The 21179-nt window shown below is 74.4% G+C and carries 20 protein-coding genes; 13 read left to right on the top strand and 7 right to left on the bottom strand.

Going from position 1 to position 21179, the window contains the following annotated elements; all coding sequences use genetic code 11:
* Positions 1–147: 147 nt before the first annotated feature.
* The gene (gene lpdA, locus ABT263_RS34420; protein WP_352296740.1) at positions 148–1554 is read right to left on the bottom strand and encodes a dihydrolipoyl dehydrogenase; all 1407 of its coding nucleotides are present in this window, start codon (positions 1552–1554) and stop codon (positions 148–150) included.
* A gap of 206 nt (positions 1555–1760) precedes the next feature.
* Positions 1761–3266, bottom strand: coding sequence for a M28 family metallopeptidase (locus tag ABT263_RS34425; protein WP_502885911.1), 1506 nt, complete (start codon positions 3264–3266; stop codon positions 1761–1763).
* 228 nt (positions 3267–3494) lie between these two features.
* Between ABT263_RS34425 and ABT263_RS34430 the strand changes: the two genes are divergently transcribed.
* The 3 genes from ABT263_RS34430 to ABT263_RS34440 all read left to right on the top strand — a co-directional run bounded on the left by ABT263_RS34430 (position 3495) and on the right by ABT263_RS34440 (position 5839).
* The gene (locus ABT263_RS34430; protein ID WP_352296742.1) at positions 3495–3671 is read left to right on the top strand and encodes an antitoxin; all 177 of its coding nucleotides are present in this window, start codon (positions 3495–3497) and stop codon (positions 3669–3671) included.
* A 334-nt stretch (positions 3672–4005) separates the two neighbouring features.
* Entirely contained in the window at positions 4006–4491 is a 486-nt protein-coding gene (locus ABT263_RS34435; protein ID WP_352296745.1) for a cation:proton antiporter regulatory subunit, read from the top strand.
* A gap of 4 nt (positions 4492–4495) precedes the next feature.
* Complete coding sequence (locus ABT263_RS34440; RefSeq protein WP_352296748.1) at positions 4496–5839, top strand: cation:proton antiporter; 1344 nt, start codon at positions 4496–4498, stop codon at positions 5837–5839.
* A gap of 19 nt (positions 5840–5858) precedes the next feature.
* Here ABT263_RS34440 and ABT263_RS34445 read toward each other — a convergent pair whose 3' ends face one another.
* Positions 5859–6038 carry a hypothetical protein gene (locus tag ABT263_RS34445; protein WP_352296750.1) on the bottom strand — a complete coding sequence of 60 codons (180 nt, stop codon included), beginning with the start codon at positions 6036–6038 and terminating at the stop codon, positions 5859–5861.
* A gap of 73 nt (positions 6039–6111) precedes the next feature.
* Between ABT263_RS34445 and ABT263_RS34450 the strand changes: the two genes are divergently transcribed.
* Together ABT263_RS34450 and ABT263_RS34455 are read left to right on the top strand one after the other, a co-directional pair.
* Positions 6112–6696 (top strand): TetR/AcrR family transcriptional regulator, encoded by a 585-nt coding sequence (locus ABT263_RS34450; RefSeq protein WP_352296753.1) that lies wholly within the window; start codon positions 6112–6114, stop codon positions 6694–6696.
* On the top strand, positions 6693–8087 hold the full coding sequence (locus tag ABT263_RS34455; protein WP_352296755.1) for an MFS transporter: 1395 nt from the start codon (positions 6693–6695) through the stop codon (positions 8085–8087). The genes ABT263_RS34450 and ABT263_RS34455 overlap by 4 nt, the downstream gene beginning before the upstream one ends.
* A 165-nt stretch (positions 8088–8252) precedes the next feature.
* On the opposite strand, the gene ABT263_RS34460 is transcribed toward ABT263_RS34455, so the two are convergent.
* A complete protein-coding gene (locus ABT263_RS34460; RefSeq protein WP_352296757.1) occupies positions 8253–9593 on the bottom strand; it encodes an MATE family efflux transporter in 1341 nt (446 codons plus the stop codon).
* 166 nt (positions 9594–9759) lie between these two features.
* Between ABT263_RS34460 and ABT263_RS34465 the strand changes: the two genes are divergently transcribed.
* The 8 genes from ABT263_RS34465 (at position 9760) to fabV (ending at position 17727) form a co-directional block, all read left to right on the top strand.
* Complete coding sequence (locus ABT263_RS34465; protein ID WP_352296761.1) at positions 9760–10299, top strand: PadR family transcriptional regulator; 540 nt, start codon at positions 9760–9762, stop codon at positions 10297–10299.
* 191 nt (positions 10300–10490) lie between these two features.
* Positions 10491–11396, top strand: a complete 906-nt coding sequence (locus ABT263_RS34470) for a class I SAM-dependent methyltransferase (RefSeq protein ID WP_352296764.1) — start codon at positions 10491–10493, stop codon at positions 11394–11396.
* Positions 11397–11570: 174 nt separating this feature from the next.
* A complete protein-coding gene (locus ABT263_RS34475; RefSeq protein WP_352296767.1) occupies positions 11571–12194 on the top strand; it encodes a hypothetical protein in 624 nt (207 codons plus the stop codon).
* A 138-nt stretch (positions 12195–12332) separates the two neighbouring features.
* Positions 12333–13247: an acyltransferase domain-containing protein gene (locus ABT263_RS34480; protein WP_352296770.1), complete on the top strand. Its 915-nt coding sequence runs from the start codon at positions 12333–12335 to the stop codon at positions 13245–13247.
* A 350-nt stretch (positions 13248–13597) separates the two neighbouring features.
* Positions 13598–14482, top strand: coding sequence for an isocitrate lyase/PEP mutase family protein (locus ABT263_RS34485; protein WP_352296772.1), 885 nt, complete (start codon positions 13598–13600; stop codon positions 14480–14482).
* 158 nt (positions 14483–14640) lie between these two features.
* Positions 14641–14976: a hypothetical protein gene (locus ABT263_RS34490; RefSeq protein WP_352296775.1), complete on the top strand. Its 336-nt coding sequence runs from the start codon at positions 14641–14643 to the stop codon at positions 14974–14976.
* A 206-nt stretch (positions 14977–15182) separates the two neighbouring features.
* Positions 15183–16244 (top strand): bile acid:sodium symporter family protein, encoded by a 1062-nt coding sequence (locus ABT263_RS34495; protein WP_352296811.1) that lies wholly within the window; start codon positions 15183–15185, stop codon positions 16242–16244.
* A 268-nt stretch (positions 16245–16512) separates the two neighbouring features.
* Positions 16513–17727 carry an enoyl-[acyl-carrier-protein] reductase FabV gene (gene fabV / locus ABT263_RS34500; protein ID WP_352296777.1) on the top strand — a complete coding sequence of 405 codons (1215 nt, stop codon included), beginning with the start codon at positions 16513–16515 and terminating at the stop codon, positions 17725–17727.
* Positions 17728–17820: 93 nt separating this feature from the next.
* Here fabV and ABT263_RS34505 read toward each other — a convergent pair whose 3' ends face one another.
* The 3 genes from ABT263_RS34505 to ABT263_RS34515 are packed head-to-tail and all read right to left on the bottom strand — an operon-like array spanning position 17821 to position 20998.
* Complete coding sequence (locus ABT263_RS34505) at positions 17821–18669, bottom strand: hypothetical protein (RefSeq protein ID WP_352296780.1); 849 nt, start codon at positions 18667–18669, stop codon at positions 17821–17823.
* The gene (locus tag ABT263_RS34510; protein WP_352296783.1) at positions 18666–20510 is read right to left on the bottom strand and encodes a GMC family oxidoreductase; all 1845 of its coding nucleotides are present in this window, start codon (positions 20508–20510) and stop codon (positions 18666–18668) included. Before ABT263_RS34510 ends, ABT263_RS34505 begins: the two co-directional genes overlap by 4 nt.
* Entirely contained in the window at positions 20507–20998 is a 492-nt protein-coding gene (locus ABT263_RS34515; protein ID WP_352296785.1) for a hypothetical protein, read from the bottom strand. Before ABT263_RS34515 ends, ABT263_RS34510 begins: the two co-directional genes overlap by 4 nt.
* Positions 20999–21179 lie beyond the last annotated feature (181 nt).

Below are 21179 nucleotides of genomic sequence, written 5' to 3' on the forward strand. Positions count from 1 at the left end.
GGGAGTTCCCGATCTCGATCCTGAAGATCGACAAGTCCTTCATCGACGGGCTCGGGATGTCGCAGCAGCAGTACGCGCTGGTCGACGCCGCCCGCCCGCCCGGCACCCCTGACCGCGGTCCTGACCGTGGCCCCGGGCGGGCCCGTGTCACATGTTGATCATGTGCCCGGCCAGACCGTGGACGGCCTCCTTGACCGCCTCGCCGAGCGTCGGGTGGGCGTGCACGTTGCGGGCCACCTCGTGCACGGTGAGGTCCCACTGCTGGGCCAGCGTCAGCTCCGGCAGCAGCTCGGTGACCTCGGGGCCGATCAGGTGGGCGCCCAGCAGCTCGCCGTGCTTGCCGTCGCTGATCACCTTGACGAAGCCGATCGGGTGGCCGAGCCCGTGCGCCTTGCCGTTGGCGGTGAACGGGAACTTGGCGACCTTGACGTCGTACCCCTGCTCGCGGGCCTGCGCCTCGGTGTACCCGAAGCTGGCGATCTGCGGCTGGCAGTAGGTGGCGCGCGGGATCATCACGAAGTCGAGCTCCATGGTCTCGGCCCCGCCGATGGTCTCGGCGGCGATCACACCCATCGACTCGGCCGCGTGGGCCAGCATCAGCTTGGCCGTCACGTCACCGATCGCGAAGATGTGGTCGACGCTGGTGCGGCCCCGGCCGTCGACGTCGATCGCGCCGCGGTCGGTGAGCTTCACCCCGGTGTTCTCCAGGCCGTAGCCGTTCACCCGGGGCGCGAAGCCGATCGCCTGGAGCACCTTGTCGGCCTCCAGCACCTGCTGCTGACCGTCGCGGGTGACGGTGACCCTGACCTTGGCGGCCGGGTCGCTGTCGTCGATCGACTCCACCCGGGTCGAGGTGAGCACCTCGATGCCGAGCTTGCGGTACTGCTTGCCGAGCTCGGCGGAGACCTCGGCGTCCTCCAGCGGCACCATCCGGTCGAGGAACTCGACGATGGTGACCTTCACACCGTAGTTGTGCAGCACGTACGCGAACTCGACGCCGATCGCGCCGGCGCCCGCGATGATGATGCTGCCCGGCAGCTCCTCGGTGAGGATCTGCTCCTCGTAGGTGACCACGCGCTCGCTGAGGCTGGTGCCGGGGAGCAGCCGGGTGGTGGCGCCGGCCGCGATGATGCAGTGGTCGAAGGTGACGACCTCGAAGCCGCCGCCGCTCAGCGCGACCTGGAGGGTCCGGTCGTCGACGAAGGTGCCCCGGCCGTCGTACTCGGTGATGCCGTTCTTCTTCATCAGGTAGTGGACGCCCTTGACCCGGCCGTCGGCGACGGTCCGGCTGCGGCGGAACGCCTCGCCGAAGTCGAAGCTCACCGTGCCCTCGACCTTGATGCCGAAGGTCTTGGCCTCCTTGGTGAAGATGTGCGCCAGCTCGGCGTTGCGCAGCAGGGCCTTGGAGGGGATGCAGCCGACGTTGAGACAGACCCCGCCCCAGTACTTGGCCTCGATGACGGCGGTCCGCAGGCCCAGCTGGGCGGCCCGGACGGCGGCGGTGTAGCCGCCGGGACCCGCGCCGAGGACGACGACGTCGTAGTGCGTGCTCATGATGCTGACTCCTCCGAGGGTGTCACGGTGACGTGATCTCGGTGCCATGGTGTCAGGAGCCCGGGCGGCGCACTCATCGGCCCCGGCCGATCGGCCGCCGTCCGGGTGCGGCCCGGGAGCGCGACGGGGAAAGGGCGCGGCGCAGCGGGGAACGGCGGGGAACGGAGCGGCGCCGGGGCCCCGCCCGGTGGCGGGGCCCCGGGCGGTCAGGCCGAGACCTCGTGGGTGTGGCCCTCGTGGAGGCCGCCACCGCTGCCGGCCTGGCCCTCGGTGTGCTGCGGCGCCACCGGCGCGTGCAGCGAGGAGAGGTCCCAGGCGTAGGTGCCGACGGCGTCGGCGATCACGTCGATGTTGACGTCGAAGGCCTTCAGGTCGAGGTTGCCCAGGTTGTCGCAGGCCTTGTGGTAGCACGGGTCGAACGCCACCCCGGCCGTGCCGCCGTAACGCGCCGCCTGCGCCGCGGACTTGATCACCTCGGCGCCGGTGTCGGTGCCGCCCGCCGGGATCCCCGCGTCGATGAACGGGCCGTAGTCGGAGCGGCCGGTGAAGTCGGTGCCCTCGTGCGGCAGGCCCCGGCGGTCCAGGTAGTCGGTGATGCGCCGCTCCAGTTGCGCCGAGCCGTCCGGGCCGGGGCCGGAGCCGACGTGGTCGGAGTCGTCGCCGTCGTAGACGAACTGGGCGGAGTTGGGCGAGGCGATCATGTCGAAGTTCAGATAGAGCTTGATCTTCTTCTGCTCGGCCTCGGAGAGTGACGCCACGTAGGCCTCGGATCCCTTGAGGCCGAACTCCTCGGCCGACCACCAGGCGAACCTGACCTTGTTCCTGACCGGCCGGTCGCCGAGGTTCTTCGCCACCTCCAGGACGCCCGCCGAGCCGGAGCCGTTGTCGTTGATGCCCGGGCCCGCCACCACGGAGTCCAGGTGGGAGCCGATGACGACGGTGTTCGCCGGGTCGCCGCCGCGGGTCTCGGCGATGACGTTCCAGGTCTTGCGCTTCTCCATGAGGGTACGGATGTCCAGGCCCACGGTGACCGGCCCGGCGGCGGCCTTGGCGACCAGCGCCTCGCCCGCCGCCCTGCTGATCCCGCCGGTCGGGACGCGGCCGGCGGTCGGCTCCCCGAGGGTGCCGTTGAGGTCGCCGGCGGCGTTGTTGTAGACGAGGACGCCGGTCGCACCGGCGTCCGCCGCCGCGGCCGCCTTGACGGCGAAGCTGCAGCCGCCGCGCTTGATCAGCGCGATCCGGCCGGTGAACGCGCCGGCCGCGTAGTCCCCCGCCTCGCAGCCGGTGGTGTCGTCCGCCGGGACGACCGCGAGCGGGGCGGTCAGCCCGGCCGCCGGGCCGCCGACGGAGTACGTCATGGCGATCACCGGTACGTCCTCGGCCTGGGGGGACACCACCGTCAGTTTCTGCGCGAGGGCCTGGAAGAAGGTGTACTCGAATTCCTGCTTCGACACCTTCAGACCGGCCTGGCGGGCCTGCTCGTAGACGTAGCGCGCCGACTCGTCGTGGCCGCGCGAGCCCGCCACCCGGTTGCCGCCGTTGCGGTCCGCGATCCGCTGCAGCGCGGCCAGCGTCCGGCGGGCACTGCCCGCACTGCTCTCCTCGACGAGCCGGGCGGCCAGCTTGGCTCCCTTGCGGCCCGGGTCCGGTGCGGCCGCGGCGCTCCCGGCGCCGACCAGCAGCAGCGGGGTCACCAGGGCCGCGACCGCCAGCGCGGAGCTCGCGACCCGGGTGGTGCGGGCAGCGCCCGGGCGGGGTGAGACGGTCGGGCGGCGGGTCCGAGCATTCACGGCAGGTCCTTCCGAGAGTCCATGGAGATCCCGATTTGACATGCCCCGGGCCACCTTGCCAACCCTGCCGCGAAAGCTGACCGGATGCGGACATCCGGCGCCGCGGCGATCCTGGAGGGAAGGGGCCGTCTCATCCAGGAGGGTGACCGAATGTCCATGATCGACAAGATCAAGCAGATGCTGAAGGGCCACGAGGACCAGGCGGACAAGGCCGTCGACAAGGCCGGTGACACCGTCGACCAACGGACCCAGGGCAAGTACAGCGGCCACGTCGACACGGCCCAGGACAAGGTCAAGGACCAGTTCCGCGACCAGCCTCCCCAGTAGCCCGCCGACGCAGTCCGGACACACGGGTCCGGTACCCCGGCCGGGTGAGCGCCACCACGCGCGCACCCGGCCGGGGTACCGCGCGTCCACGGCCGGACGAGCACTCCCCTCGGACCGTACGGACCCTCGCGGGGACCCTCCCACCAGGAGGGCTTTACACAGTCATTACCATTGGCACGGTAGCGCTTCCGCGTGTCGCACACGGCGCGGCGCCGTTCACCCGTCCGGGTGAGCGGCCGCCCCGCCCGGCCGGCCCAGTTCCGGCGGACGGCCGGCCCTGTTCCGGCGGACGTCGCGCACGCCAGCGGGAAGCCCTGACGAGAGGACAGCCGCCGTGTCGATCCCCCGTGTCCGGACCACTCCCCTGCCCGGCGTCGGCGTCCAGTACGACCTCACCACCCGAGAACAACGGCACCTGTCCGTCATCGCCCACCGGGACGGCTCACGCAGCCTCAACGTCTACCGCTCGGACGACCCCGACGCCTGCGCCCAGGCGTTCCGGCTGACGGCCGAGGAGTCCACCGCCCTGGTCGACGCCCTGACGCCCGCTCACCACAACCCGGGCCTGCTGCACACCACCGACCTGGGCCTGGTCGCCGAACGCCTCCCCGTCGAGGGCGCCTCGCACTGGAACGGCCGGCTGCTCGGCGAGACCCGGATGCGCACCGAGACCGGCGCCTCGATCGTCGCCGTGCTGCGCCGCACCGGCGCCGTGCCCTCCCCGACCCCCGACTTCCGGCTGGCCGGCGGGGACATCCTGATCGTGATCGGCACCCGCGAGGGCGTGGACGCCGCCGCCGCGATCCTGGGCAGGGAGTGATCGGATGCACACCGCAAGCGTCTTCATCGAACTCGGCTCGGTCATCCTGGTCCTCGGCCTGCTCGGCCGAATAGCCGGCCGGTACGGGTTCTCGCCCATCCCGCTCTACCTGCTCGGCGGACTGGCCTTCGGCAAGGGCGGCCTGCTGCCGCTCAGCGCCAGTGAGGAGTTCGTGGCCACCGGCGCCGAGATCGGCGTCGTCCTGCTGCTGCTGATGCTGGGTCTGGAGTACACCGCCGCCGACCTGGTGACCAACCTCAAGGCCCAGTACCCGGCCGGCGCCGTCGACTTCGTGCTCAACGCACTGCCCGGCGCGGCCGCCGCCCTGCTCCTCGGCTGGGGCCCGGTCGCCGCCGTGGTACTGGCCGGCGTCACCTGGATCTCCTCCTCCGGGGTGATCGCCAAGGTGCTCGGCGACCTCGGCCGGCTCGGCAACCGGGAGACCCCGGTGATCCTCAGCATCCTGGTGCTGGAGGACCTCGCGATGGCCGTCTACCTGCCGATCCTGACCGCGCTGCTGGCCGGCGCCGGCCTGCTCGCCGGCTCGCTCACCCTCGCCATCGCGCTCGCCACCGCGGGCGCCGTGCTCTTCGTCGCGCTCCGCTACGGCCGGGTGATCTCGAAGTTCGTCTCGCACGACGATCCGGAGAAGCTGCTGCTGGTCGTCCTCGGACTGACCCTGCTGGTGGCCGGCCTCGCGCAGCAGCTCCAGGTGTCCGCCGCGGTCGGGGCGTTCCTGGTCGGCATCGCCCTCTCCGGCGAGGCCGCCGAGGGCGCGCACACCCTGCTCAGCCCGTTGCGGGACCTCTTCGCGGCGGTCTTCTTCGTCTTCTTCGGGCTCAGCACGGATCCGACGAGCATCCCGCCCGTCCTGCTGCCCGCGCTGCTGCTGGCCGTGGTCACCGCGCTCACCAAGGTGGCGACGGGGTACTGGGCCGCCCGCCGGGCCGGGATCGGCGAACGCGGCCGCTGGCGGGCCGGCGGCGCGCTGGTCTCGCGCGGGGAGTTCTCCATCGTCATCGCCGGTCTGGCCGTCACCGCGGGGATCGAGCCCGAACTCGGGCCGTTCGCCACCGCGTACGTGCTGATCCTGGTGGTCACCGGCCCGCTCGCGGCCCGGTACACCCAGCCCGCGGTGGAGCGCCTCGGGGCGCTGCGCGGGCGCTGGACTCCGGCGGCCCGGGCCACGCCGGGCGCCGAACGGCTGCCCGGCGCCGGGGCGAGCGACGCCGCCGCCGTGCCGGAGGCGATCACGTTGGAGCGGCCGGAACCGGCGGAGCTCGTTCAGGACGGGTTCGCGCAGGACGGGCTCGCGCAGGAGCAGCCGGCCAACGGGCTGCCGCGCTGAGGCCGGGCCCCGGGGCGGATCAGTCGGACCGGTCCGCCCCGGGGCCGGGCTCCCGGGCCGACCCGGACCGGCGGCCGGGCTCGGGGTCCGGCACCGCACCGCAGTCCTCGCAGGGCTGCCGCCCGGCCCGCTCGCGCAGCCGGCCGCACTCCGGGCAGACCCGGTCCAGCCAGCACGCCGGTTCGCCGCCTTCGTCCATACCGCCGATTCTGCCCGTCCACTCCCGCGACGGCGAGTAGACACTGTCTACTCGACCCTGGTAGACAGTGTCTATGAACGATCAGGACTCGGGCCTGCGCGCCCGGCTCGTGGCGGCCGGCGTGGAACTGGTGACATCCCAGGGCGTCCACGCGCTCTCGCTGCGCGAGATCGCCCGCCAGGCCGGCGTCTCGCACGGCGCGCCGCGCCGCTACTTCGCCACCCACGTCGAGCTGCTGTCCGCCATCGCCCGGCACGGCTTCGACGAGCTGGCCGCCGACCTCACCCGGGCGACGGCCGGCGCGGGCCCGGGCCCGCGCGAACGGCTCGCCGCACTCGCCCGCGGCTACCTCGGCTTCGCCGCCGCCCAGCCCGGCATGTTCGAGCTGATGTTCCGCCACGACCTGCTGGAGGGCAGCGGCATCGGCCTGCGGCAGACCAGCCTCCCGCTCTTCCGGACCTTCACCACCCTGGTCACCGAGGTGCGGCCACCGAGCGGCGCGGAGCCCGCGGCGGCGGCAGCCGCACTCTGGGCCAACCTGCACGGGCTCGCCCAGCTCCGCGCCTGGGGCAGCCTCCGACTCGCCACCGGCAGCGACGACATCGAGCCGCTGCTGCACGCCGCCCTGGCCGCCCACCTGGGCCCGGAGGCACGGTGAAAACGCCCGCCCGCCGACGCCTCACCCTCGCCGGGAGCATCACCGGCGCCTCGATCGTGGCCCTGGACGGCACCGTCCTCACCGTCGCCCGGCCCGCCATGCAGCACGACCTGAACGCCTCCTTCACCGCCGTCCAGTGGACCAGCACCGCCTACCTGATCGCGGTGGCGAGTCTGCTGGTCTTCGCCGGCCGGCTGGGTGACCGCTACGGCCACCAACGCGTCTTCGCCGTGGGCGTGCTGGGCTTCGCCGCCGCCTCGGCCGGGATCGGCCTGGCGCCCGGCATCGGTGGCGTGATCGGCCTGCGCGTCGCCCAGGGCGTGGCGGGCGCGCTGCTGCAGCCCGCCACCCTGGGCATGCTGCGCGCGGCCTACCCGGCCGACCGGCTCGCGATGCCGATCGCCCTGCGCACCAGCGCGATCGGCCTGGCGGCTGCCGCCGGACCGGTCGTCGGCGGGGCGCTGACCGCCCAACTGGGCTGGCGGGCGGTCTTCTTCCTCACCGTCCTGCCCGCCGTCGCGGCCGGGCTCGCCGCGCTGGCCGTGCGGATTCCGCAGCCACCCGCCGACCGGTCCACCGGCGCCCTGCGCGCGCTCGACCTGCCGGGCGCCGCCCTGCTCGCGGCGGCGCTGGTCTGCCTGGTGCACACGCTCGTCGGGGTACCCGAGCACGGCCGGCCGGCCGCCACGGCGTTCGGCCTGCTCGCCGCGGCCCTGCTCGGCACCGCCTTCGTCCACCAACAGCGTCGCGCCGCACACCCGTTGCTGCCGCCGCGGGTGTTCGCCTCGCCCACCGTCGCGTCCTCGCTCGGGGTGCTGCTGACCGCGTCCGCGGCGCTCTTCGGGACGCTGTTCCTGGCCACCTACTTCCTCCAGGACGTGCTCGGGCTGGACCCGTTCCGGTCCGGCGTCCGGGCACTGCCGCTGGCCGTCACGATGGTCGCCGCCGCCCCGGCCGCCGCGGTGCTGATGCGCCGCCACGGGGCCCGGGCCACCGCCGGGGCCGGGATGCTGCTGCTCACGCTCGGCACCCTGCTCGCGGCCCGGTTCGACGAGTCCACCGGGGCCGTCGCGATCGGCGGCAGCTTCCTCCTGCTGGGCAGCGGGTTCGGGGCGGTGATGGTCACCGCGACGGCCGCCCTCGTCCGCGACGCCTCGGTGGCGGACGCGGGCGTCGCCGGAGGGCTCCAGCAGACCGTGATGAACATCGGCCCGGCCCTGGGGACCGCCGCCGCGACCACCCTCACCGCCGGCCGTCCGCTCGTGACCGCCATGGGCCCGGCCCTGCTCGTCCTCGCGGCCACGGCAGCGGTCGGCGTCCTGCTCGCCACCCGCCTCCCGACCCGGGCCCGGGCGGCGGGGGTGGTGGAGGCGACGTGGCCGGGGCACTGAACCGGTCACTCCCCCGCAAGGGCGTACGTCCTCCCGGTCGGTGCCCTCGGGCCCGTCGATCGCTTCACGCCGTCGAGTTGTCGACGATTTCGGCGATCTCCACGTACTCGATGGACGGCGCTGCGCCGTAGAGACCGGTCACGCGCTCGCGCATCGGGGTGGGCGTCACTCCGGCATGGCCCGAAGCGGGGTCTGCCCGGCGGGTTCGGCCGCGCCGACCGGCTCGGCGGGCTCGCCCACCGGCCCGGGGGTTCGGCGGCGGTTCGGGGCCGGCAGGCGCATCAGGATCAGCTGGGTCAGCGCGCCCACCGCCATGCCGGTCCAGAGGCCGTTCACCCCGAGCGGCACCGACAGGGCCACACCGGCGGCGAGTTGGACGCCGAGTCCGAGCAGGCTGGCCGTCACCAGGCGGCGGCCCGCGCCGGTGGCCTGGAGCACGCCGCCGAGGGTCACCACCAGGGCGTAGGGCAGTACGTAGAGCCCGGCCATCCGCAGGTAGCCGACGGCCTGGGCGGCGACCGCGTCGTCCCGGGTGAAGAGCGCGGTCACCGGCACCGCGAGCGCCGCGCAGAGGACGGCGGCGCCCGCGCCGAGGGTGCCGGCCAGCCGGGCGGTGTCACGGCCCAGGGTGCGCAGCCCCGCCGTGTCGCCCGCGCCGGTCAGCCGGGCCGCCTCGATGGCGGCGGCCTGCCGAACGGCGTAGAAGGCCATGGTCACGACCAGCATCACGCGGTAGCCCACGCCGTAGCCGGCGACCGCCGGTACGCCGAAGGACGCGACCAGGGCGAGCTGCACCGTGCCGACGCCCATCCGGGCGGTGAAGTCGAGGCCGAACGAGGCTCCGGCGGAGACGATCCGGCGGGCCTCCGGCAGGAGCCCGCCCGCCGGGGGCGCCCCCCGGCGGCGCCGGCGCCGGAGCAGCAGCGTGACGGCGAAGGTGAGGGCGCGCGCGGTGGTCAGGGCGAGCGCCGCGCCCGTCACGCCGAGCGCCGGGAACGGTCCGGGTCCGAGGATCAGCAGCGGGTCGAGGAGGAGCAGCAGGGCGTTGGTCAGCAGGGCGAGCCGCATCGGCGTCCGGGTGTCGCCGGTGCCCTTGAAGAGCTCGTCGGCCACCCGTTGACCGAAGAAGATTCCGACGGCGGGGAAGGCGATCGCGAAGTAGTCCGCGGCGAGTCCGGCGGCGGGGCCGTCCAGGAAGGCGTCCGCGATCGGGTGGCGCAGCAGGAAGCCGGGGACGGCGAGCAGCAGGCTGCCGAGGGCGCAGAGCCGCCAGGCCGCCCGCGCGGTCCGGCCGGCCGCCGCGCGGTCCCCGGCGCCGACGGCGTGCGAGATCCGGACGGTGGTGCCGGAGGCGACCACCAGGACCAGGCCCAGCAGCAGGTTCTCGACGGTGCCCGCGAGGGTGACGGCGGCGACGGCGGGCGCGCCGAGCCCGCCGACCCAGTACGTGCTGATGACCGAGGCGATCACCCCGGACAGGAGTCCGGCGTAGACCGGCCCTGCCAATCCGATCAGCCTCGGCAGATGTCCTCGCACGTCGCCCCCCCGGTTCCGTCGGCAGCGCTCGGCCGCCCTCTTGGTGTCTCGAACAGAGATACATCGTTTAGAGGCACATCGGCAAGAGGTACCATGACGCCCGAACCGCGCGTGCGACGACGGAAGGGCTTCACCGGTGCTCACCCTCGCGATCCTCGGCTTCCTGTACGACGAGCCGCTGCACGGCTACGAGTTGAAGTCACGGATCACCGGCCTGACCGGCCACGCCCGGCCGGTCAGCGACGGCGCGCTCTACCCCGCCATCGCCCGTCTGGAGAAGGCCGGACTGCTGGCGCGCCGCAGTGAGCCCGGCAGCGGTGCCGCGCCGCGGCAGGTCCTGGAGCTCACCGCGGCGGGCCGGGCCGAACTGGAGCGCCGGTTGGCCGACCCGGCCGAGGCCGAGATCTCCGACCAGATCCGCTTCTTCACCGTGGCCGCCTTCCTCGACCGCCTCACCGACCCGGTCGCGCAGGCCGCGGTCCTGCGGCGCCGGCTGGCGTTCCTGGAGGCGCCGAGCAGCTTCTTCTACGACGCGCAGGGCCGGCCGGTCGCGGCCGAGCAGGAGTCCAGCCCGTTCCGGCGCGGCATGCTGCTGGTCGCCCGCGCGTCCGGCGCCGCCGAACGGGCCTGGCTGGCCGGGACGATCGCCGACCTGGAGGGCGGCCGGGCGTCCTGAGGCGGGCGGTGGGAGGGGCACGGAAGGGCCGCCGCCCGCGGTCGCCCGGGGCGTGCTCGGGTGCCCGGACAAGGGTGCGAAACGGTCCGCCGATTCCTGTTCCGGGCCTGGCGCAACTGGGGCGTGTCGTCGCTATGATGATCCGCCTCACACCATGGCGCCGCCGCGGGGTGAACCGTACGCGCCGGGCCATGCCCGCACCCCTGGAGGCCGCCGTGCCCACTGCCGACACCGGAACCGCCCGCCCGCAGCAGCTGACGCGCGACGGCATCCCCGGCTGGTTCTTCAAGGTCGACCAGGAGGCCTTCGCCCACTTCCTCACCGAACAGAGCGCGGCCGGGCACACCGGCGACATCCTCGAACTGGGCACCTACCTCGGCCGGAGCGCCGTCCTGCTCGGGGACCACCTCCGGCCCGGCGAGCAGCTGACCGTCTGCGACCTGTTCGACTCCGAGGCGGGCGACGCCGACAACGCCGCCGAGATGACGATGTCCTACCGCAAGACCCTGACCAGGAGCGCCTTCGAGGCCAACTACCTCACGTTCCACCCGCGGTTGCCGGTCATCGTGCAGGCCCCCACCTCGGTACTGGCCGACCGCCGGATCCCGGACGGCAGTTGCCGCTTCGTCCACATCGACGCCTCGCACCTCTACGAGCACGTGGCCGGGGACATCGAGGTCGCCCGGGCGGCACTGGGCGAGAACGGGCTGGTCGCGCTCGACGACTACCGCTCGGAGCACACCCCGGGCGTCTCGGCGGCCGTCTGGCAGGCGGTGTTCACCGGCGGACTGCGGCCCGTGCTGCTCACCCCCATGAAGTTCTACGGGACTTGGGGGGACGCCGAGGAACTCCAGCGGGTGCTGCTCGGCCGGGACTGGCGGGCCGGCGGCTACACGGTGGACGAGGACGCCATCGCCGGTGCGCGGGTGGTGCGGCTGAAGTACGCGGTCAAGCCGGGCGCGGCCCAGGCGCACCGCTCGGCCCCGCGGCGCCTGGCGCTGGACCTGCTGCCGCCGGTCGCCACCCGCGCGACCAGGCGGCTGCTCCAGGCGCTGCGCGACCGCCGCGCGGGCCGGCCGGTGGTCCGTACCGGCTGATCCCGCGCCGGCTGGTCCCTCGTCGGCGTTCGCGGGGAGGGCCGGGCGGCCCCCGGCCGGGACGGGCAGGGCCGGCCGCCCCTCCCGCCGGGGCCGGGCGGATGGCGTCGATCCCGCTCGGTAGGCTGTCGCGATGCACCGGACCACCGCGCCGACCCCCTCCGAGCTGCCCGGATGAGCGTCTTCCTGCCTCCCGAGCCGCCGGCCTTCGCCACCTCCTCACCACGCGAACGGGTCGCGCGGGTCCTCACCGAATCGCTGGCGCCCGCCCATCTGGTCATCGCCCTGCTGCTGCTCGTCGGCGCGCACAGCACCGAGGGCTGGTCCGGGGCCGGCTGGGGCCTGCTGGCCGCGCTGTTCTGCGGCGTGGTGCCGCTCGGCGTCATCGCCCTCGGGGTGCGGCGCGGCGCGCTGACCGACAAGCACATCCGGGTCCGCCGCCAGCGCGTCGTCCCGATGGCCGCCAGCCTGCTGTCGGTGGTGGCGGGCGTGGCCCTGCTGTACGCGCTGGACGCCCCGGCGGAGGTCGCCGCCCTGGTCGTGGCGATGCTGGCCGGACTGGTGTCGGCGCTCGCCGTCACGCTCTGGTGGCAGATATCCCTGCACAACGCCGTGGCCGGGGGCACCGCGATGATCCTGGTGCTGGCGTTCGGCCCGGCGGCGCTGCCGGTCGCGGCGGCCGCGCCGGTGGCGGTGGGCTGGTCGCGGCTGGTGCTGAAGGCCCACACGGCCGCGCAGGTGCTCGCCGGGACGGCGCTCGGCGGTGTCTGCGCCGTGGTGTTCGCGCTGCTGCGCTGAGCCCCGGCCCTCCCTCGGCCCGCCCCCGGCCCGCGCCCGGCCCGCGCTTGGGCCCCCCGGACTCGGCGGCGGCACCGCGCTGCACCGCACCGCACCGATAGGGTCGGCGGGTCGCCGCCGGGCCCTGAGGAGGTCGCGTTGGAGCCGGTCACGCTGCCGGACGCGGAGCAGCTGCCCGAGGCGCTGCTCGAACTCGCCGTCCCGTTCGAGGAGGTGAACGCCGTCCTGGCCGCGCGCACCCGGCTGGCCCGGGACGGCGGGCTGCGGGCCGCGTTCGACGAGGCCCTGCGCGAGCAGGTGGCGGCGGTCGGGACGCTCGGCCGGCCGTCCGGTCTCCATGGCAGCCGGCCGGCGGGGTTCGAGGCCGACGGCCACCTCCTGACCCTGCTCTTCGTCGCCCTCGCCCCGCACGCCCGGGCGTACCACCGCGCCCTCGGGATCGGCCCGGCGGTGACCAGGAGCACCCTGGCCGACCTCGGCCGGCAGCTGGTGGTGAGCCGTTGGCGGGGCCACCCCGGCGGGCTGGGCAACCCCTCCTGGCTGACCCTGCACTTCCGGGGCGAGCTGTACCAGCTCGGCCGGCTCCAGTTCCAGCGCAAGCGGCTCACCGGGGCGGACGCCGAATCGGCGGCCGCGGCCGGGTTCGGCCCGTGGAGCCTGCAGTTGCACATCCCCGACCACAGCGGCCCGCTCTCCGCCGAGGCCTGCGACCGTGCGCTGGCCCGGGCCCGCGACTTCTTCGCCCGGCACTTCCCCACCGAGCCGTACGCGACGGCGTTCATCTCCTCCTGGCTGCTGGACCCTCAGCTCCGCCGCCACCTGCCGGAGGACTCCAACATCGTCCGGTTCCAGAAACGGTTCACCCCGCTGCGCCCGCCGGGCGAGCCGGCGGACGACAACCCGCTCCGCTACGTCTTCGGCGACAGCGGCCGGCCGCTGGAGTCGCTGCCCCGGGACACCCCGCTCCAGCGGGCCCTGGTGGACCACCTGCGCGCGGGCGGCCACTGGTACGTCGTCGGCGGGTGGCTGAGGCTCGGCGAGGCCGACGCCTGACCGGCGAGGCCGACGCCTGACCGGCGGTCAGGACCGACACGGCCCCAGGGGGCGCGGAGCGGCCGGCCGGGATCCGGAGGCCGGGCACCGGGGTGCCCTGCGCGCCCACGGCGGATTCTCCTACGCCATTCCGAATTGATATGACTGCGCATCACTCACACGGGGGAACTTCCTTTAAAGATTTGCCCACGGAACATTAAAGGTCGCATAGTGAGAGTGCCTCATTTGGCCCTAGTGATGGCCAAGTTCAGGCAAAGTCCGGTGCGCGTCGCGCCCGGGCGGTAGCCGGCTGTCAGCCGGTCCCGCCGCCCGCCGCGCCGCGCCCCACCTCGGCAGGTGAGGAGAAGGCAATGCTTCACGAAGACACGGCGCCGGGCTACGGGCAGCGCCTCCGCGAGGACGTCGCGGCCCAGGGGACGACCCCGCTCATCGGCGTCTACGACATGTACTCGGCCTCGATCGCGGCCGAGCACTACAACGGCATGTTCGTCTCGGGCTTCGGCTTCGCGGCGTCCTACTACGGCCTGCCGGACATCGGGTTCATCGCCTGGCCCGACATGGTGGCCTTCGTCGAGCGGCTGCGCGGCGCGTTCCCGCAGCACCACCTCCTGGTCGACATCGACGACGGCTACGTCGATCCGGAGGTGGCCTGCCACGTGGTGCGCAGGCTGGAGCGGATCGGCGCCTCCGGCGTCATCCTGGAGGACCAGAAGCGCCCCCGCCGCTGCGGTCACGCCGACGGCAAGCAGGTCCTGCCGCTGGAGGAGTACCTGGAGAAGCTCGACCAGGTCCTCGCCGCCCGCACCGACCTCGTGGTGGTGGCCCGGACGGATGCCACCGAGGAGAGTGACATCCTGCTGCGGGCCGAGGCGCTCGCGGCCACCGACGCCGACATCGTCCTGGTGGACGGAGTGCGCAGCGAGGAGTGGATCCGCCGGATCCGGCGGGTCGTGGGGGACAAGCCACTGCTGTTCAACCAGATCGCCGGTGGCAAGTCCCCCCGGCTCTCGCTCTCCGAGCTGGGCGAGCTCGGCGTCGACGTCGCCATCTACAGCACCCCCTGCCTGTTCGCGGCGCACCGCGCGATGGACGAGGCGCTGGCCAGGCTGAAGGTGGCCGACGGCCGACTCCCGGCCCCCGCCGAGGACAGCCCCCAGATCGGGGTCCGGGAGTCCACCGAGTTGCTGGAGCGGAACATCGCCCGCCCGCGCCGGCGCGAGGCGGTAGGAGCGTGACGTCCGCATCGCGCGGCGGGGCGCGGCCGGGCCCGGCGTGGGGCGGCTCGGCGTCGGGGGGCTCGGCGTCGGGGGGCTCGGCGTCGGGGGGCTCGGCGTCGGGCGGTTCGCGGCGGGGCCGTGCGGTCCCGCGCGGGCCGGCACCGAATCGCGCACCGGTGTCGGCCGGGGAGGTATCTCCGAGGCGTCGGGCCCTGTGGCATCCGGCCCTGTGGCGCCCGGCCGCCGCCGCTCTGTTCGGCGCCTGCGTTCTGCTCGGTGGGGCCGCCTCGCCCGCGGTGGCGGGCGGCGGCCTGATCACCGTGATCGACAACTCCCACTCGGACTCGCTGGTGAGCACCGACTCGCTCCTGGAGATCGACAAGTCGGGCAACCTCCAGTCCGGACAGGGCACGGCGGGCAGTGACCAGGGGCCGGCCAATGCCCTGGTGGGCACGGTGCTGGGGATCGCGCCGGTCACCGCGGTCGACTCGTCGGCAGGGAGCGACGAATGAGCGGCGGGCTCCGGCACCGGGCTCATGGGCCCGGTGCCGGCCCGCCGGGTACGCCGGGTCAGCAAGGTTCGTCGGGCCCGCCCGGTCCGCCGGATCCGGCTGCTGCGGGGCCGGACGGCCCGGAGGCCGTGGCAGCGGGCCCGAGTGCGGGGCCGGCCGCGGCGGCCGCGCCGCCCGGGCCCGGTCCGGCGCGACGCGGGCTCCGGCTGCGCGGGCTCGACCCGTACGTGGCGGCGCTGGCGGGCACCGTCCTGCTCGCCACCTTGCTGCCCGCCACCGGTCGGGCCGCCCGGGGGGCCGAGCTGGCCTGCGACCTCGCGGTCGGGTTGCTCTTCTTCCTGTACGGGGCCCGGCTCTCCGCCCGCGAGACGCTGGCCGGGCTGCGCCACCTCCGGCTGCACGGCCTGGTTCTGGCCTGCACCTTCGTCCTCTTCCCCCTGCTCGGGCTCGCCACCGCCGCCCTGACACCCCGTCCGCTCACCGAGCAGTTGCAGACCGGCGTGCTGTTCCTCTGCCTCGTCCCGTCGACGGTGCAGTCCTCGGTGGCGCTCACCGGCGCCGCTCGCGGCAACGTCCCGGCTGCCATCTGCGCGGGCACCTACTCCAGCCTCGCCGGCCTGCTCCTCACGCCGCTGCTGGCCGCCTGGTTGCTGGGCGCCCACACCGCCCTGTCCGCCGACGGCCTGCTGCGGATCGGTGCGCAACTGCTCGCGCCGTTCCTCCTCGGGCAGGCGCTGCGCCCGAGGATCGGCGGGTTCCTCACCAGGTACAAACGCCTCCTCACCCCGGTGGACCGGGGCTCGATCCTGCTCGTCGTCTACACCGCCTTCAGCGCGGCGGTGGCCCAGGGCATCTGGAGCATGACCACCCCCATCGCCCTGCTCGGCCTGCTGGCGGTGCTGCTCGCCCTGCTCGCCACCACCCTCGCCCTCACCGGGCTCGGCGCCCGCCTGCTGGGGCTCGACCGGGCGTCCGGCATCGCGGCCCTCCTCTGCGGCTCACAGAAGAGCCTGGCGAACGGCCTGCCGATGGCGACCGTCCTGTTCGGACCGCAGGCCGGGCTGCTGGTGATGCCGTTGATGGTGTACCACCAGCTCCAGCTGATCGCCGGCACGCTCCTGGCCGGCCGCTGGTCACGGGCTCCGAACCCTTCCGAGGAGGAGCCGGCCGCCGCCGGCGGGGAGAGCGGCGTCCACGCCGCGTGGGAGTCGGAGGCCGTGGTGTCCGGTGGCGGGGAGCCGCTCCCGGTCGGCCGGTCGCAGGACTGACCGGTCCACCGAGCGCTGCCCGAGAACGTCCACCCGGTCCCGCCGGGACCACCGGGCGCGAGCGCGGAACTCCCCCCGAGCGGCCCTGGCCGGCAGGTCGGGGCCGCTCCTCGCCCGGCCGTACATGGTGGAAACACTCCAAGATCGTCTCGCGATCATTGTTCCTGGCAGAGCCCACGGCCCGCATGCGACCTGGAACAGACTGGCAGGGCGCGGTGGCCCGGTCGGCCGCCGTGCTCCTGTCACGGCCGACCCAAGGACTGCCATCGTGAACGAGCGTGTTCTCACTCCCCGCAACCGGGGTTTCCTCTTTCTCGACTCCCACCCGGCCGGGTGCGGGCAGTTGGTGGCCGACATGTGGCAGGCCTGCCCCGCCCCGGCCGCTCCGCCGGAGGGCCACGGGCCGGTGGCGCTGGTCATCGGTTCCTCCGCCGGGTACGGTCTGGCGGCCACGCTCGCCGGTCTCAAGCGGGCGGGTATCCGCGGTATCGGCGTGTCCTTCGAGAAGGCCCCCACCGCACGCCGCACCGCGACGGCCGGCTGGTACCGCACCGCCGCCACCGCCGACCTGGCCCGTGCCGCCGGGCGGGACATGGTCTTCCTCAACGGTGACGCGTTCTCCGACGCGATGAAGGAGCAGGTCGCCGATCTCGTCGAGCAGCGGTTCGGCGGCCGACTGGACCACCTGATCTACTCGGTGGCCGCGCCCCGGCGTACCGACCCGGAGACCGGCGCCACCTACGCCTCGGTCCTCAAGCCGATCGGCGGGGTGAACCGCACCAAGACCCTGGTCTTCGACGAGGACGGCGTGCCCGAGGTCCGCGAGGTCGAGACCGGGCCGGCCGAGGGCGACGACGTGGCACAGACCGTGGCCGTGATGGGCGGCGCCGACTGGGAACGCTGGATCGACCACCTCGCCGGGCGGGGGCTGCTCGCCGAGGGGTTCAGCACCGCCGCGCTCTCCTACATCGGCTCGTCGCTGACGGCGGCGATCTACCGGCAGGGCACCATCGGCGCGGCCAAGGCCCACCTGGAGGCCACCGCCCGCACCCTCGACGCGCGGCTCGGCAGGACGGTGGGCGGGCGGGCCGTGACCTCCGTCAACGGCGCCGCCGTCACCCAGTCCTCCACCGCGATCCCCGGCATCGCCCTCTACACCGGCCTGCTGCGCGGCGTCCTCGGGGGCGGCCTCGTCCCGCCGATCCACCAACTCGCCGCCCTGTGGGACCAGCTCACCGGCACCGCCCCGCTCGCCCTGGACGACGAGGGCCGGGTCCGCCTGGACACCTTCGAACTGAGCGACGACGTCCAGGCCGCCGTCTCGGCCCGCTGGGAGAGCGCCACCACGGCGACCATCGCCGCCCTGGCCGACCTCGACTGGTTCCGCGCCGAGGTCCGCCGCCTCTACGGCTTCTCGGTGCCCGGCATCGACTACACCGCCCCGGTCGCCACCGACATCCCCTGGCCCGACCACACCTCCTGAGGAACGCCCCCGGCCGGGACGGGCCGGTTGCCGCAGGCCCCGCCGGGGTGGTCCGCCCGGCCGCCGGGGCGAGGTGCGGGCCGTGGGCGCGGCTCAGCGGACATAGTAGGGCCGGTTGTGGGCGGCGACCGGAGGGGACTGGTAGGTCCAGACGCCGGCGGCGGGCGCCGTCCCGATCAGGCGGTCGAGGTCGGCGACCGCGTCGTCGGTCGAGGGGCGCTCGCCGAGGGTGAGGCGGACCCGGTCCGCGGTGCGGTCGTCCAGCGCGTAGAACCGGTAGGTGTCATGGACGTCGAGCGGCCCGGCCAGCAGCCGGCCCTCCTCGTCGGTGCCGTAGCCGGTGATCGGCGTGTTGTTGACCGCCTCGGGCGTGAGGCCCACCAGGTCGGCCTCGACGGCGAACAGTTCGCCGTCCTCGCGGCTCAGCCCGTCCGGACCGAGCGCGGCGCGGCGGCAGGAGACCGACCAGCGCTCTCGCACGGACGCGGCGTTGAGCGAGGGCAGCTCCGCCTCGAACCAGCCCGGCCGCTTCGGCTCGGCGTAGAGCCTGCGGCCCGCGTCGATGGCGAGCGGGTTGTCGCAGAGGACGTGCATCCGGGCGATCCCGAGCAGCTTGGTCTGGTCGTAACCACGGGCGTACTGGCCGTAGTTCAGCTCGGGGAGGCGGTCCTCGGCGAACGCGGGGTGGGCGATGACGTTGATCTCCACCTCCTGGGTGATCCCGCCGCCGCCCGGGTACTGCGCGAAGTAGAGCTGGTAGTTCAGCGAGACGCAGGCCATGCCGTCGAAGAGGGCGACGGCCAGGCCGGGGTGGCGCTTGGCGAGCAGGTCGCGGCAGGGGCCCGGGGCGACCAGGTAGTCCACCCCGATGTTGTGCAGCGCGCCGTAGTGGAACGGCAGGTGGTAGGGCTCGGGGACGGGCGGGAGCGGGAGTGCGGTCATCGGGACTCCGTCGGTCGTCGGGCGGGCACGGGCAGGTCGACCGGCGCGGCGCCTGCGGCTGGCGCCGCAGGCGCAGCTGGTTCGGCGATCGTCACCGGTCCGTGCAGCGCCAGCAGGTCGCGGTGGATCCGGTCGGCGCTGCGCAGCGCGAGCGCGGCCATGGTGAGCGAGGGGTTGGAGGTGCCGAGCGACGGCATCGATCCGCAGCCGACGGCGTAGAGGTTGGGGTGGTCCCAGCAGCGCTGCCACTGGTCGACGACGGAGTCGGTCGGCGAGTCGCCCATGAGGTGCGTGCCGCCGGCGTGGCCCGCCCCCCGGTAGGCGTACGGGCGGCCCTCGTGTTCGAGCCGGCCGGGCCAGCGCGGCCCGGCCTCGTAACGGGTGTGGTCCTCGGCGCCGAGCAGCGCGAACAGCTGGTCGGAGACGGCGCGGGCCGAGGCCATGCCGCGCCGCACGTACGGCGAGAGGTCGTAGTGCAGGGCGGGGCGCGGCAGCCCCAGCCGGTCCCGGCGGTCCGGGTCGAGGGTGACGCGGTTGGCCGGGTCGGCGGGCTGCTCCAGCTCGAACTGGAGGGCGAACTGCCGGCCGAGCCGGTCGCCCAGCCGCTCCCTCAGCTCCTTCCCGCGCACTCCGGCGGCCAGCAGTTCGGCCACCTCGACCTGCGGCGGGCCGGCGGCCCAGGACCAGCCCCAGTTGCCGATCTCGACCCGGAACGGCGCGCGGCGGGTGCGGCCGCCCCCGAAGCGGAACGCCTCCAGCCCGCTGGTCGACCCCGGGCCGCGGTAGGGGCCGACGGGGTCCGGCATGAGCCCCCAGGTGAGCAGGGCCGGGTGGTCCATCAGGTTCCGGCCGACCTGGTCGCTGCGGTTCGCCAGGCCGGAGAGGAGCAGCAGCCGGGCGTTCTCGATCGCGTGGGCGGCGAGGACGACCAGGTCGGCCTCGACCCGGTGGGCGGCTCCCCCGGAGAGGTAGTCGACGCCGGTGATCCGGCCGGTGCCGTCGGCGAGGACGCGGGCGGCCACGGCGTCGGTCCGCAGTTCGACCGTCGGTGCCCAGCGGGCCTGGGTGCGCAGCGGCGTGTACTTGGCGCCGCTCGGGCAGATCGGGACGCAGCTGGCGCTGCCCGCGCAGGGCGTGCCCGGTTCGTGCGGCGCGTCCCCGGCACGACGGTTCGGCAGGCCGTGGCGGGCGTGCGGGGTGGGGACGACGGCGAGGCTCGCCGCCTCGGGGGCGGCGGGGTCGCGGACGGTGCGGCCGTCCAGCGCGCGGGCCAGCCGCCGGTCGAGGTAGCTGGCGGGGATGGCGCGGGTCGGGAAGGCGTAGCCGTCCGGGATGGGCAGGCCGACGGCCTCGCGCTGCTGGTCGGCGTCGGCGGCCACGCCCAGCTCCCGCTCGGCCAGGCGGTAGTACGGTTCGAGGTCGTGGTAGCCGATCGGCCAGTTGCGGCCGTGACCGAGGTCGCCGGTGCGGAAGTCCTCGGGGTGCATGCGCGGGGCGAGTCCGGTCCAGAGCAGCCCGGTGCCGCCGTTGACCCGCAGGTAGCCGCTGGCGTACGGCAGGGGTCCGTGCTGGACCAGGTAGCCGGTCGCGTCGAAGCCGCCGTCCGGCCGCCCGGCGAGGTCGCCCACGTCGGGGGACGGCGCGTCCTCGCTGAGCGGGTACGGGGAGGTGGGCGTCCCGCCGCCGGCCGCGCGGTAGGCCGTCGCGGTGGCGGCGGCGGGACGCGCGGGGTGCCCGGCCTCCAGGACGAGGACGCGCCAGCCCTGTGCTCCGAGCCGCTCGGCGACCAGCGAGCCGGCGAAGCCCGCGCCGACCACGACGGCGTCCCAGCGCGCGCTCATCGGCCGCCGCCGTACTGCGGCGCCTCGGCCCAGCTGCCGTGTCCGGGCGCGGCGGTGCCGGGGGCGGCGCCCTGGAAGGTGCGCCACATCAGGCCCCGGTCGTAGGCGCGGGGCGAGGAGGGCAGTTCGCCGGGCCAGGCGCCGACGTACCAGAGGTGGACGAGGGCGTGTTCGTCGCGGACCCGGCGGGCCAGCAGGGTGCGGTGGTGCTCGTGGGCCATGCCGGTGGCGCGCAGTTCCCCCTCGTCGAAGCCGGTGAGGCCGGCGGAGATCCGGAGGAACTCGTCGAAGTCCGCGAGGGCGTCGTGCTCGGCACCGTCGTCGTCCTCACGGTCCTCGCGGTCGCGGCCCGCGTGCACACGGTCCGCATGGCGACGGTCCGCGTGGTCGTCGACGTCGAAGCGGTCGGCACGTCGGTGACGGCCGTCCTGCCCGTCAAGGCCGTAGAAGCGGTCGTCGTGGTCGTCGTGGTCGTCGATGGCTGGCAACCGGGCACCCCCACACATGAGCACTGCATGGCCGAGACATGACACAGCAGCGGCACGGCCGACCGCCGTTGCGATCATTCCTCCCGACACCGGGGCGAGAGGCTCGATGCCAGAAACTGATCGACCCTGATCGACACAAGACCATTCAAAGCGCGATTTCGATCATCCAAATCAGCGGAAG

Origin of the sequence: Kitasatospora sp. NPDC001603, from assembly GCF_040298365.1 — a bacterium.
In the GTDB taxonomy this organism is placed as follows: Bacteria; Actinomycetota; Actinomycetes; order Streptomycetales; family Streptomycetaceae; genus Kitasatospora.

Excerpts from the sequence above, each read along its gene's own strand:
- ABT263_RS34485 (WP_352296772.1), top strand. The coding sequence starts at position 13,598 with ATGCTTCACGAAGACACGGCGCCGGGCTACGGGCAGCGCCTCCGCGAG.
- ABT263_RS34475 (WP_352296767.1), top strand. The coding sequence starts at position 11,571 with ATGAGCGTCTTCCTGCCTCCCGAGCCGCCGGCCTTCGCCACCTCCTCA.
- ABT263_RS34510 (WP_352296783.1), bottom strand. The coding sequence starts at position 20,510 with ATGAGCGCGCGCTGGGACGCCGTCGTGGTCGGCGCGGGCTTCGCCGGC.
- ABT263_RS34470 (WP_352296764.1), top strand. The coding sequence starts at position 10,491 with ATGCCCGCACCCCTGGAGGCCGCCGTGCCCACTGCCGACACCGGAACC.
- ABT263_RS34440 (WP_352296748.1), top strand. The coding sequence starts at position 4,496 with ATGCACACCGCAAGCGTCTTCATCGAACTCGGCTCGGTCATCCTGGTC.
- lpdA (WP_352296740.1), bottom strand. The coding sequence starts at position 1,554 with ATGAGCACGCACTACGACGTCGTCGTCCTCGGCGCGGGTCCCGGCGGC.
- ABT263_RS34445 (WP_352296750.1), bottom strand. The coding sequence starts at position 6,038 with ATGGACGAAGGCGGCGAACCGGCGTGCTGGCTGGACCGGGTCTGCCCG.
- ABT263_RS34505 (WP_352296780.1), bottom strand. The coding sequence starts at position 18,669 with ATGACCGCACTCCCGCTCCCGCCCGTCCCCGAGCCCTACCACCTGCCG.
- ABT263_RS34430 (WP_352296742.1), top strand. The coding sequence starts at position 3,495 with ATGTCCATGATCGACAAGATCAAGCAGATGCTGAAGGGCCACGAGGAC.
- ABT263_RS34450 (WP_352296753.1), top strand. The coding sequence starts at position 6,112 with ATGAACGATCAGGACTCGGGCCTGCGCGCCCGGCTCGTGGCGGCCGGC.